At 49.0% G+C, this 13457-nt stretch carries 9 protein-coding genes; 8 read left to right on the forward strand and 1 reads right to left on the reverse strand.

Translation table 11 applies throughout. The features are described from left to right. Positions 1-47: 47 nt before the first annotated feature. From BUB37_RS04380 to araA, 4 genes are read left to right on the forward strand one after another with little or no spacing between them, the layout of a single operon-like run. Positions 48-1733: a ribulokinase gene (locus BUB37_RS04380; RefSeq protein WP_072989007.1), complete on the forward strand. Its 1686-nt coding sequence runs from the start codon at positions 48-50 to the stop codon at positions 1731-1733. Then, positions 1726-2430: an L-ribulose-5-phosphate 4-epimerase AraD gene (araD, locus tag BUB37_RS04385; protein ID WP_072989012.1), complete on the forward strand. Its 705-nt coding sequence runs from the start codon at positions 1726-1728 to the stop codon at positions 2428-2430. The genes BUB37_RS04380 and araD overlap by 8 nt, the downstream gene beginning before the upstream one ends. A gap of 29 nt (positions 2431-2459) precedes the next feature. Next, entirely contained in the window at positions 2460-4085 is a 1626-nt protein-coding gene (locus BUB37_RS04390) for a sodium:solute symporter (RefSeq protein WP_072989015.1), read from the forward strand. A gap of 21 nt (positions 4086-4106) precedes the next feature. Then, positions 4107-5615 carry an L-arabinose isomerase gene (araA, locus tag BUB37_RS04395; RefSeq protein ID WP_072989018.1) on the forward strand — a complete coding sequence of 503 codons (1509 nt, stop codon included), beginning with the start codon at positions 4107-4109 and terminating at the stop codon, positions 5613-5615. A 10-nt stretch (positions 5616-5625) separates the two neighbouring features. On the opposite strand, the gene BUB37_RS04400 is transcribed toward araA, so the two are convergent. Then, positions 5626-6483, reverse strand: coding sequence for a hypothetical protein (locus BUB37_RS04400; protein ID WP_072989021.1), 858 nt, complete (start codon positions 6481-6483; stop codon positions 5626-5628). A 273-nt stretch (positions 6484-6756) separates the two neighbouring features. On the opposite strand from BUB37_RS04400, the gene BUB37_RS04410 reads away from it, so the two are divergent. The 4 genes from BUB37_RS04410 to BUB37_RS04425 all read left to right on the forward strand — a co-directional run bounded on the left by BUB37_RS04410 (position 6757) and on the right by BUB37_RS04425 (position 13376). Then, positions 6757-7695, forward strand: coding sequence for a pyridoxal-phosphate dependent enzyme (locus BUB37_RS04410; protein ID WP_072989029.1), 939 nt, complete (start codon positions 6757-6759; stop codon positions 7693-7695). Positions 7696-7795: 100 nt separating this feature from the next. Further along, entirely contained in the window at positions 7796-8908 is a 1113-nt protein-coding gene (locus tag BUB37_RS04415) for a Gfo/Idh/MocA family protein (protein ID WP_072989033.1), read from the forward strand. Between the two features lie 176 nt (positions 8909-9084). Continuing rightward, the gene (dinB, locus tag BUB37_RS04420; RefSeq protein WP_072989036.1) at positions 9085-10299 is read left to right on the forward strand and encodes a DNA polymerase IV; all 1215 of its coding nucleotides are present in this window, start codon (positions 9085-9087) and stop codon (positions 10297-10299) included. Positions 10300-10370: 71 nt separating this feature from the next. Continuing rightward, positions 10371-13376 (forward strand): DNA polymerase III subunit alpha, encoded by a 3006-nt coding sequence (locus BUB37_RS04425; protein WP_072989039.1) that lies wholly within the window; start codon positions 10371-10373, stop codon positions 13374-13376. Positions 13377-13457 lie beyond the last annotated feature (81 nt).

A 13457-nucleotide genomic window follows, 5' to 3' on the forward strand; every position in this document is an offset into this window, starting at 1 on the left:
AGTGGTAATGGTTCTCCCCATCTTTTAACTAAATATGGAATTTTCGAATGAACACATATAGCTTAGGCTTGGATTTTGGCTCGGACTCGGTAAGGGCCCTTTTGGTCGATAACGGAACCGGGGAAGAATTGGCAACCGCCGTCCACTATTATACAAGGTGGAAAAAGGGGATGTATTGCGACGCCTCCAAAAACCGCTTTCGACAACATCCCTTGGATTATATAGAAGGAATCGAGGCCACGATTAAAAACTGTATCGATGCCGTTGGACCCGAAATCGCGAAGCGTATAGTTGGCATTGGGGTAGATACTACGGGTTCGACGCCTGTTGCGGTCGATGCGGCCGGTACCCCCTTGGCCCTTTTGGACGAATTCAAGGACAATCCCAATGCCATGTTCGTTCTTTGGAAAGACCATACGGCCATTAAAGAGGCCGCAGAGATCAACGCCCTTTGTAAAAAATGGGAAATCGATTATACCCGATACGAAGGGGGCATTTATTCCTCCGAATGGTTCTGGTCGAAGATTTTGCATATTTCGCGACAAGATGCAGGGGTGCTGAAGGCGGCCCATTCGTGGGTGGAGCATTGCGATTGGGTGCCCTTTTTGCTGACCGGGGGCAACGATGTGTCCCAAATGAAAAGGAGCAGGTGTGCCGCGGGCCACAAGGCCTTGTGGCATAGCGATTTCGGCGGACTCCCTTCCAACGATTTTTTGGTGGCCCTCGACCCTGTTTTAAACGGCTTGCGAGACCGGCTGTACTCAAAAACGTTTACCTCCGATGAGCCGGCCGGTACCTTGAGCAAAGAATGGGCCGATCGATTGGGGCTTTCAAATAACGTGGTTGTGGCCGTGGGCGCCTTTGATGCCCATATGGGGGCCGTGGGCGCCAAGACCGAACCTTTCTTCCTTACTAAGATCATGGGTACCTCTACCTGCGATGTCCTGGTAGCTCCTATGGAAGGAAAGGAAAAGCTGGTAAAAGGTATATGTGGACAAGTAAACGGCTCCGTTATCCCCGATATGCTGGGCTTGGAAGCGGGTCAGTCCGCTTTTGGCGATATCTATGCCTGGTATGAAAGATTACTGGCCTGGCCGGTCAAGGAACTTATCGCAACATCGTCGGTTATCGACGGGCCGACCAAAGACCGACTGATCGAGGAAACCATGGAGCGACTGATCCCAGAGTTGAGCAATGCCGCCGAAAGGGAGCCTATCGGTGCTTCGGGCGAATTGGCCTTGGATTGGATGAACGGTAGGAGAACCCCGGATGCCAACCAAAACCTAAAGGGCGTAATAGCCGGTATAAATTTAGGTAGTGATTCCCCAAAGGTCTTCCGCGCCTTGGTCGAAGCATCCTGCTTTGGGGCGAAAAAGATCGTAGACCGGTTTTTGTCCGAAGGCATTCCCATAAAGGGAGTGATAGCCCTCGGGGGCGTGGCCAAAAAATCGCCGTTTATTATGCAGATGATGGCCGATGTGTTGAATATGCCCATAAAAGTAGTGGCCTCTGAACAGGCGTGCGCCCTTGGGGCGGCCATTTTCGGGGCTGTGGCCGCAAACGCCCACCAAAGCGTACCCAGTGCCATGGAAAAAATGGGAAGCGCATACGCAACGGTATATGAACCGAACGAGGCCAACGTTGTCGCTTACGATAGGGTTTATGACAGCTACAACAAATTGTGCGATACTATGGAAACACATATAATGGATCAAGTAAAAAGCAATGGGTAAATACAAAACTTTAAAGGAAGAGGCCTACGAGGCCAACATGAGGCTACCGGAGCTGGCCCTGGTCCTTTTTACTTTCGGCAATGCCAGTGCGGTAGACCGCAACGAGGCGGTTTTTGCGATAAAACCCAGCGGGGTTCCCTATGCCGACCTCAAGGTCGACGATATGGTTATCTGCGATTATAATGCCCAAGTGGTAGAGGGTAAAATGCGGCCTTCGTCAGATACCAAGACCCATGCCGTACTGTATAAGGAATGGGGCGAAATCGGGGGAGTGGTCCATACCCATTCGACCTATGCCACAGCTTGGGCCCAGGCCATTAAGGATATTCCCGTTTTTGGCACTACCCATGCCGATCACCTAACATCCGATATTCCGTGTGCACCACCGATGAAAGACGAATATATCCAAGGCGATTACGAGCATATGACCGGATACCAGATCATAGATTGTCTAAGGGAAAAGGGACTTGACCATAACGAGGTGGAAATGGTCTTGGTGGGCAACCACGCACCCTTCACCTGGGGGAAAAGTGTCGCAAAAGCGGTGTATAACAGTGCGGTCTGCGAAGAAGTTGCCAAAATGGCCTATTTGACCTTGCAGATCGATCCGATGGCCAATACGCTAAAAGAGGCCTTGAAAAAGAAACACTTTGAACGTAAGCATGGGGGCAACTCCTACTACGGGCAAGAACAATAAGCTTCTGAATAACCAACAAAATAATTAGTATGAAAGGACTGGATACACTCGACTGGGTAGTTATTGCCCTATATTTTTTGGTCTTGCTCGGCGTGGCCTGGTGGGTGATCAAACAAAAGCAAAAGAATACCGAAGATTATTTCCTGGCCGGTAGAAATATCGGTTGGTTTGTGGTCGGGGCCTCGATTTTTGCCTCGAATATCGGGTCGGAGCATGTGGTGGGCCTTGCCGGTAATGGGGCCGGGGACAAAATGCCCCTGCTTATCTATGAGCTCCACGCATGGTTGGTTTTGATGTTGGGTTGGGTGTTCTTGCCCTTCTATGCCCGTAGTGGCGTCTTTACCATGCCCGAGTTTCTCGAAAGGCGCTTCGATGCACGCTCTAGATGGGTGTTGTCCATAGTTTCATTGATCGCATATATACTGACCAAGGTTTCGGTTACGATATATGCCGGAGGGGTAGTGGTATCCGCTTTGTTGGGCATCCCGTTTTGGGTCGGTGCCGTGGCGACGGTCGTGCTTACAGGTGTTTATACGGTCTTGGGCGGTATGCGCGCCGTGGTCTATACCGAGACCATCCAGGCCATCGTATTGGTCCTTGGGGCCGGAATTCTCACATACCTGGGTTTGGATGCCGTTGGCGGATGGGGCGAACTGAAAGCAACCGTGGGGGCCGATTACTTTAATATGTGGCGGCCCAATTCAGACCCCGATTACCCGTGGTTGCCCTTGTTCATTACCAGTACCGTGGTAGGTATCTGGTATTGGTGTACCGACCAGGTAATTGTACAAAGGGTACTGACGGCTAAAAACATAAAGGAGGGACGAAGGGGAAGCATCTTTGGGGCATTGTTGAAATTGATGCCGGTTTTCTTGTTTCTGATTCCGGGGGTCGTGGCCCTAGGGTTGAAAATGCAGGGGAAATTGGATTGGGACAGTCCCGACGAGGCCTTCCCGGTCTTGATGAGCAATTTGATGCCTTCGGGATTGCGCGGCTTGGTGGCCGCCGGCCTATTGGCCGCTTTAATGAGTTCGTTGGCCTCGGTCTTCAACTCTTGTTCTACCCTTTTTACATTGGATATTTACAAAAAAATGAGGCCTGAAAAACCCGAGGAAGAATTGGTCAAAACAGGCCGTATCGCTACCTTTTTTGTGGTGGGGCTCGGTCTTTTGTGGATTCCTATCATAACTACCTTGTCCGACGGACTGTATGAATACCTTCAAAATGTACAGGCCTATATTTCTCCGCCGATAGCCGCCGTTTTCTTGCTAGGTATTTTCTATAAGCGCATCAATGCCAACGGGGCGATCGCCACCTTGGTCGGCGGTTTTGTTATTGGGTTTTCCAAACTCACCCTCGAAATTGTAAAATCGAGCTTTGCGGAAGACAGTTTTATGTTCAGGTTGGCCGATATCAATTGGTTGGTCTTTGGGGCCTACTTTTTTGCCATGTGCATCGCCATTGCGGTCGTGGTAAGCATGTTTTATCCTGCCCCGTCCCAGGCGCAATTGGCAGGTTTGACCTTTGGTAGCGTATCCGCGGAACAGAAGGCCCAAAACAAATCGAGTTATAATATTTGGGATATAGTCACATCGGTCATCGTGCTTCTTATTGTGGTCTATATCATGATTTCCTTTAGTGCCTTAAGTTTATAAATTATTCATACAGAAACTATAATGATCGATATTGCAGATAACGAGGTTTGGTTCGTTACGGGAAGCCAACACCTATATGGTCCTGAAACCTTGGGGCAGGTAGCGAAAGATTCCGATGAGATTGCAAGGTATTACAATGCCGATAAGTCCATCCCCATTAAAATCGTTTGCAAACCAACGGTAAAGACGCCCAACGAGATCCATGCGCTTTGTAAAGAGGCCAATAACAATGATAATTGTGTGGGACTCATTACTTGGATGCATACTTTTTCGCCGGCGAAGATGTGGATTGCCGGACTTAAGGCCTTGCAAAAGCCTTTTTTGCACCTGCATACCCAGTTCAATCGCGATATCCCTTGGGGCGCTATCGATATGGATTTTATGAACCTTAACCAATCGGCCCACGGAGGGCGCGAGTTTGGCTTTTTGGCTTCGCGAATGCGCATGAACAGAAAAGTGGTCGTAGGGCACTGGCAAGACCAAACGGTAATCGAAAAGGTGGCCGCTTGGTGTCGCGTGGCAAGTGCCGTCGCCGATTCCAAAAAAATGAAGGTGGCCCGTTTTGGCGATAATATGAGGCAGGTAGCCGTTACGGACGGGAACAAGGTGTCGGCCCAGATGAAATTCGGTTATGAGGTTAATGGGTATGGGATCGGTGACCTGGTCGAGTATATCGATGCCGTTTCAGAGACCCAAATTAATACCTTGGTCCAGGAATACGAGGAAACCTATACCATGGCCGCCCAATTAAAATCCGATGGAAGTATGCGCTCTTCCCTTAAGGATGCAGCAAGAATAGAATTGGGCATGAGGGCCTTTTTGGAAGAAGGGGGGTATACCGCCTTTACCGATACGTTCGAAGATTTGCACGGTATAAAACAATTGCCCGGTATTGCCACCCAAAGGCTAATGGCCAGTGGATATGGTTTCGGGGGCGAAGGCGATTGGAAAACGGCGGCCCTGGTACGTACCATGAAGGTTATGGGAGCAGGTTTGGAAGGAGGAAACAGTTTTATGGAAGATTATACATATCACTTCAACCCTTCCCGATCGAGTTGCTTGGGCTCGCACATGTTGGAGATTTGTCCGTCGATCGCCAAAGACGAGGTGCGATGCGAAATTCATCCCCTGGGGATAGGAGGAAAGGAAGACCCCGTTCGTTTGGTCTTCAATGCCGGTGCGGGTGCGGCCTTGAACGCATCGATCGTCGATATGGGCAATCGCTTTAGAATGTTGGTGAACAAGGTTGAAGCGGTGGAAATCGAAAACGATATGCCCCGACTCCCCGTGGCCAGGGTCTTGTGGAATCCCAAGCCCGACCTGCAAACGGCCGCTGCCGCTTGGATTTATGGTGGTGGGGCACATCACACCTGTTACAGCCAGAATGTTTCGGCGGAATCTTTGGAAGATTATGCGGAAATGATGGATATCGAATTTCTCTTGATCGACGAAAAAACGGACCTATATCGATTTAAGCAAGAACTGCGTTGGAACGACGCCGCCTATACGATCAATAAGGGGCAGGGCTAGCGCGCGGCAATTAGTTTACGCTGATCTTGACTGCCTCGCAGCGTTTTAAATCGGAATTCAATATGATTTTTTCCGAAGTCTTGCCATCGCTGATTTCTACGGATACCGTATTCGGTGGTGATTTTCCGAGGTTGTGCGCATAGAGGAATAGGTCGTTGGGCCTTCCTTTCTCCAAGGTACAGGTCACCCGTTTTCTATGGTAGGTAAGTAAATGCTTCGATATTAGGGTCTTGCCGTTGAGGTATATGGAAACGATGTCTTCGTCTTGGCGGCCGTGATCCCAAATTTCAATGGTGATGTCTTCATTGTCAAAAGCAACTTCCTCAACATACGAAATGTTTCGGCCATCGAACTGGGGGGCAGGCTCCACAGGTGTTTTTTTTGCGGTGGCTTGTACCGGTCTTTCCCTGTTTTTGGCTTCGTAGGCGGCTTTTCGGGCATCGGCCTCCGGATTCCGAATGGAAAAATAAGGGGTGGCGTATTTGGCAATTTGGTGTTTGTTGTCGGGAAATAGTTCAATGCCCACCACTTGATAAGAATCGCCCGTGCCGATGTTCTTGGCCAATGCGATATCGTCGGCACTAAGGGAGTTTTTGAAAGTGCCCAACTCTTGGACGACCATATCGTTGAGGGCCAAAAAGAAGCGGATCGATTTTTCAGGGCCGATGTTTGTAGTCTTCCACTCTATTCGCGCCGGTTCCGAAATGGTCCATACCGTAGCGGAGTTGGGGTAGGTAATCTCTATTTTCGATTTTTTGTCGAGCGAATCGGAGAACGTTTCTTGATCGAGTATACCCCAAAAATGGGTAGCCCCAAAGGAAAATTGGCTTATAAAAAACACCCATATGGCCAAGAGGGGATATTTCATTCGAATTTGATGGCATTTTTACTTTCTTGAAAAACGGTCGGTTCTTTTGGATGCCGTTTGACGAGAAATTCAACTATAGATAGTACGTTATATAACGGTTTTTGGTCGTAAATGTTTGAATATAGCAAAATAATTTTGGGAGGCGAAGTGGCAAGGTTCGAACGGGCTGGGACCCAAGTTTTGTAAAAAAGGAGGTTCAGGGTCAGGAAATTGATTAATTTGGGATTGGACTTTAAAAGCGAATTGCCTATAAAACCCAAAAATTTTTTGAAAATGGACAAAGACACACTTCTTGATTGCCATAGACGTATATCCCCGCACATTCACAGAACACCTGTGTTTTCTTCCAGGTCCCTGAACAGGATGGCCGGTGCCGACATGGTGTTCAAATGTGAAAACTTTCAGCGGGGCGGATCTTTTAAGCCCAGGGGGGCTGTCAATGCCATTCTTTGTTTGACCGAGGAACAGCAAGAGAAAGGGGTGGTTACCCATTCTTCGGGAAATTTTGCCCAAGCCCTTTCCCTGGCCGCGGGCAGGATAGGGGTTCAGGCGTATATCGTAATGCCGTCGAACGCGCCCCAGGTAAAGAAAAATGCCGTAATGGAGTATGGGGGCGAGATCATCGAATGCGATCCCACATTGGCGGCCCGGGAAAGCGAGGCGGCCCGGATAGTAAAAGAGACCGGGGCCACTTTTATACATCCCTCCAATGATATGGATGTAATCGTCGGGCAGGGGACGGCCTGCTTGGAACTCCTCGAAGAAGAGCAGAACCTCCACTATGTGGTTGCCCCGGTCGGAGGTGGCGGACTCATCGCCGGTACGGCGTTGGCCGCCTACTATTTCGGCAAGGGATGTGCGGTTGTAGGCGGTGAACCCATTGCGGTCGATGATGCCTACCGTTCGTTGAAAAGCGGTAAAATCGAATCGAACAAAACTACCGATACCATAGCGGACGGATTAAAAACCCAGTTGGGCGACAAAAACTTTCCTATTCTTCAAAAACATGTCGAAAGCATTGTACGCGTAACCGAGTCGGAGATAATCGAGGCCATGCGTTTAATTTGGGAACGTATGAAGATCGTTGTCGAGCCGTCTAGCGCAGTGGCTTTGGCCGCAGTGCTAAAGGAAAGGGAAAAGTTCGAAAACCAAAAAGTGGGAATCATACTTTCGGGCGGTAATGTCGATTTTAGGTTTAAGGGCCGACCTTAACGTATCGGCTTGATTATCGGGACAGTATTTTCATTCCCAAAAGTGTTTTTCTTAATACATAATCCTTATTTTTAGAACAATAACAAAATCGGACAGTATTATGGGATCACGAAGAAATTTTATTGAAAAGTTGACTGTTTCGGCGGTCGGTCTACCAATTTTATATCATAGTTCCAATCTTTTTGCCGCAGCGGAAGCCCCCTATGAGGGCCCCATCCTAAAAGTGGCGATCATGGGCTTGGGCAGTTACGGTACCCGGGTGGCCGAGGCCATGAAAGACTGTAAACGGGCCAAGCTTGTCGGTGTGATCAGTGGCACGCCCTCCAAGATCAAAGACTGGCAGTCGAAATACGGTATTCCCAAAAAGAACTGTTACAATTACGAAAATTTTGATGCCATAAAAGATAATCCCGATATCGACGCGGTATACATAATTACCCCGAACGGACTGCATAAAGACCAGGCCATTCGGGTGGCGAAGGCCGGAAAACATGTTATCAGCGAAAAGCCTATGGCCATTAATGCCGAAGAGGGCCAGGCCATGGTCGATGCGTGCAAGGCCGCCAAGGTAAAACTACTGATCGGTTACCGCATGCATTTTGAGCCCAAAACGGTTGAGGTAATCAAAATGAGGAAGAACGGGGAGTTCGGCAAAGTAAAGTTTTTTCAAGGCCAATCGGGCTTTACCATCGGCAACCCCAACCAATGGCGCTTGGACAAAAAATTGGCGGGTGGCGGTGCCATGATGGATATCGGCATCTATTCGATCAACGGGGCCCGCTATATGCTGGGTGAGGATCCGGTTTGGGTAACGGCCCAAGAGACCAAGACCGACCCGGTAAAGTTTAAGGAAGGGGTCGACGAAACGATCCAGTTTCAATTGGGCTTTCCCAGCGGTGCGGTGGCCAACTGCCTCTCTACCTATAACATGAGCCATTTAGACCGGTTTTTTATGACCGGTTCCGACGGATGGGTCGAAATGAAACCATCTACCGGCTACGGCCCCATCAAGGGGCGTACCCACAAGGGCGAGCTCGACCAGCCCCATATTACCCATCAGACCTTGCAAATGGACGGTATGGCCCAGCTTATTTTTGACGGGGTACAGCCCATCGTTCCCGTAGACGGCGAAGAGGGCTTAAAGGATATGAAAATTATCGACGCTATCTACAAGGCGGCGAAGACGGGCGATAAAATTACCATCGACCTCTAGTGTTTACCGCATTTACAGAGGAGGTCGGGTACAGATGGATATCTGGCCTCCTCTGTTAATTTTTATTCTTTAACTAGGATATTTTCCAAATAAATGGAATTATTCCATAAATTAGCTGTCCGGTTGAGGACGGCCAATTACCAAGCAAGGTGGCTGTCCGATTTTTGAGGATAGTTATGCAAAAGACCATTTTACATCTGGATCTTGATACGTTTTTCGTATCCGTAGAACGCCTTATCAATAGCGAGTTAAAGAACAAACCGCTATTGGTGGGCGGGTTGAGCGATAGGGGCGTGGTCGCGGCCTGTAGTTATGAGACCCGAGGTTACGGCGTGCATTCGGGTATGCCCATGAAAATGGCCAAGGAACTGTGCCCCGAGGCGGTTGCCATAAAGGGAAATGCGGGTACCTATAGCAACTATTCCGATATGGTTACCGAGATTATCAAGGAGCAGGTGCCCCTTTTTGAAAAATCGAGTATCGATGAGTTTTACGCCGACCTAACGGGAATGGATCGTTTTTTTGGCTGCTACAAATACGCTTCGGAGCTGCGCCAACGGATCCTTAAGGAAACGGGACTGCCTATTTCTTTCGGACTTTCGGTCAACAAGGTGGTCTCGAAAGTGGCCACTAACGAGGCCAAGCCCAACAATCAACTGAAGATAGACTACGGCTTGGAGAAACCCTTTCTCGCTCCCCTATCCATCAAAAAAATACCTATGGTGGGCGATAAGACCTATCAAATGCTCAGCAATCTGGGGCTACGCCAAGTGCGTACCATTCAAGAAATGCCCATAGATGTCATGCAACGGGTCTTGGGCAAAAACGGAAGGATCATATGGAAAAGGGCCAATGGTATCGACCATACCCCCGTGGTTCCGTTCTGCGAACGAAAATCGATTTCTACCGAGCGAACCTTTGACAAAGACACGATAGATGTGGTAAAATTAAGGGGCATTCTCATTGCAATGACCGAGAACCTGGCCTATCAGTTGCGACGGGGCGAAAAGTTGACGGCCTGCATCGCGGTCAAGATCAGGTACTCCGATTTCAATACCTATTCGAAACAAATGCGTATTCCCTATACCAGTGCCGATCATATTTTGATTCCCAAGATTTTGGAGCTGTTCAAGACCTTGTACAACCGAAGGTTGTTGGTGCGCTTGGTGGGCATCCGCTTTAGCCATCTGGTATCGGGCAATTACCAGATCAACCTATTTGACGATACCGAGGAAATCTTGAACCTGTATCACGCCATGGACCATATTCGAAAGCGCTATGGCGATAAGAGCGTGATCCGTGCCTCGGCCATGGGCGCACGTACCATCGGAAGAATGCAGAACCCCTTCGATGGCCGACCGCCGATCGTGTTGGCCCATCGAAAACAGTAATGCTGGTAAAACCACAGGAATACAGTGGGGTCGTTTGCGATCGTCCATAACCAAAATAAACATCGACGAAATTGTACCTAAACTGCCATACATATTACAGCCTTCGTTACGGAACCTTTTCCGAAAAGGAGCTCTTGCAGCTGGCCCAAGAAAATGAGGTGACACAGTTGGCATTGACCGACATCAACAATACGTCGGGCTGTCTCAATTTTGTGCGTTTGGCCCCCGATTATGGGGTCAGGCCCATTCTGGGCATCGATTTTCGAAATGGTGCCGAACCCTGTTTTATCGGTATCGCCAAAAACAATGAAGGCTACTTGGAGCTGAACAACTTTTTGTCGGAACACCTGTACGAAGGAAAAAAGTTTCCTATGGTGGCGCCCAAGTTCAAACACGCTTATGTGGTATACCCCTTTGAGAAGGTGCTGCTCAACGAGATATCGGTTTTTAACGGGAACGAATACATCGGTGTATCGATCGCCGACCTGCGAAAATTGCCCTTTTCAAGACTGTCCGGGTTAAAGGATAGGTTGGTGGTGCAACAGCCCGTTACCTTTCGCAACAAAAGCGATTTTAACGCACACCGCCTGCTGCGGGCCATCGACAATAATGTGCTGCTTAGCAAGCTGGACAAAAGCGAGGAGGCCAATGAAGGTGAAAAGATGTTCCCCATAGGTAATTTGGCCGCGGCCTTTTCGGAGTATGCCCATATCTTGGAGAATACCGAACGCTTGATGAATTCGTGCAGCATCTGTTTTGATTTTTCCCCGGATAGGGAACCTCAAAACCTAAAAACCTACCTGAATACGAAGGAAGAGGATGAGGCCTTGCTGGAAAAGCTCTGCCAAGAGGGCTTGTCTTACCGGTATCCCGAAGGCGGGCCGGGTATTACGGAACGCTTGCACAAAGAGCTGGAACTGATCAAGACTATGGGCTTTGTTTCGTATTTTCTTATCAATTGGGATATCGTTTCCGAGGCCCGAAGAAGAGGTTTTTTCTATGTGGGTCGCGGTAGCGGGGCCAATAGTATCGTGGCCTACCTATTGCGAATTACCGATGTGGATCCCATAGAGCTCGATCTGTATTTTGAGCGCTTTATCAATTTGTATCGGGTGAATCCCCCTGATTTTGATATCGATTTTTCGCATCGCGACCGTCCCGAAATGACGAAATATATCTTTGAACGTTTTGATCATGTGGCCCTATTGGGTACCTATGTTACTTTTAAGGAGAAAGGGGTGGTCCGTGAATTGGGCAAGGTGTTCGGGTTGCCAAAAAACGAGATCGACCTGCTTTCGGAGGGGAGGTACGACCCCCAAAAGCTCGATGAAATTTCGCGGTTGGTATTAAAATACGGCCGCTTGATCAAGGGCATGCCCAACTATCTGAGCATTCATGCGGGGGGTATTCTGATCAGCGAAAAACCGATTCATTGGTTTTCCGCTACCCACCTTCCGCCCAAAGGGTTTCCGACCGTTCAGTTTGATATGGTGATCGCGGAAGATGTCGGGCTTTATAAATTTGATATCCTTGGGCAGCGCGGACTCGCCAAAATACGGGAGGCGGTGGATATTATCGGCTACAACCGACCCGATGAAATAAACTCGTTCGATATTCACGATGTGCGTAGGTTTAAGACCGATCGGTCGGTTAACGCATTGATCAAGAGTGCGCAGTGCATGGGCTGTTTTTATGTGGAATCGCCCGCCATGCGGATGCTTTTGAAAAAATTGGAGGTCGATAACTACCTCGGTTTGGTAGCGGCGAGCTCCATTATTAGGCCCGGTGTTGCCAAAAGCGGTATGATGCGCGAATATATTTTAAGGCACCGCGACAAGGGTAGGGCAAAAGAAAGGGCGCACCCCGTGATGCTCAATATTATGCCCGAGACCTATGGGGTCATGGTCTACCAAGAGGACGTGATCAAAGTGGCCCACCATTTTGCGGAGCTCAGCTTGGGGGAGGCCGATGTACTGCGACGTGGTATGAGCGGTAAGTTCCGCTCCCGCGAAGAGTTTGAAAAAGTACGGTTGAAGTTTATAGACAACTGCCGAAAAAAGGGAGAGCCCGATAGTATTATTTTCGAGGTCTGGGAACAGATCGCCAGCTTTGCCGGCTATGCCTTTGCCAAGGGGCATTCCGCCTCCTATGCGGTCGAGAGCTACCAAACCTTGTTCTTACGGGCCCATTTTCCGTTGGAGTACATGGTGGCCGTGCTCAATAACGGAGGCGGGTTTTACCGCCCCGAATTTTATGTGCACGAAGCCCGGATGTTGGGGGGTATTATACATCCGCCCTGCATTAACAGAAGCTTCAATGCCAATGTGATTTATGGGAAGGATATTTTTTTGGGCTTTGGCTACCTGCGCGATTTGGAGCATAGGGTGTCTGAAAGGATCATAAGGGAAAGGAATACGGGAGGCCATTTCTCTTCCCTCGAGGATTTTCTGGATAGGGTAACGATTTCCATTGAGCAGGTCAGTATCCTGATACGTATAAATGCCTTTCGGTTTACGGGAACCAACAAGCACCAATTGTTGTGGAAGGCGCATTTATTTCTGAACAAAAACATGAAAATCGACCATCCGAAGTTGTTTCCGCCCAAGCGGCAAAACTTTAAGATTCCCGAAATGCACACTACCGACCTGGAGGAGGCCTTTACCCAGTTGGAACTTCTGGGCTTTTGCCTGTGCAGTCCCTTTGAACTGTTGGCCGAACCGCCCAAGAACAAACGTTGTGCCCATGACCTAGAGCGGTTTTTGAACCGCCATATCGATATCTACGGGTATTTGGTCACCGTTAAGAATACACGAACCCATAATGGCAAACGTATGCATTTTGCCACGTTGATAGACCAGCAGGGCAAGGTGTTCGATGTAGTGCTGTTTCCTCCCGTGGCCGCTAAATATCACTTTAGGGGGAAGGGGATTTACAGGTTTTACGGTAAGGTAGTGAGCGAATTCGGGTTTTTGAGTATCGAGGCCATCAAGATGCAAAAACAAGATTATGTCCAGGATCCCCGCTATGCCGATATGAAAACGAGCACCAAGGTGTTTTCTAAAAAGACAACGGCCTAGATGGCGTATAGCTGTCATTTGGTGATGGGGATAGCAAACAGAATCAAGGGAAGGGAGGATGGCTGTGTTAAAGTTGGTCTT

It is taken from the genome of Pseudozobellia thermophila, assembly GCF_900141855.1.
Taxonomy (GTDB): Bacteria; Bacteroidota; Bacteroidia; order Flavobacteriales; family Flavobacteriaceae; genus Pseudozobellia; species Pseudozobellia thermophila.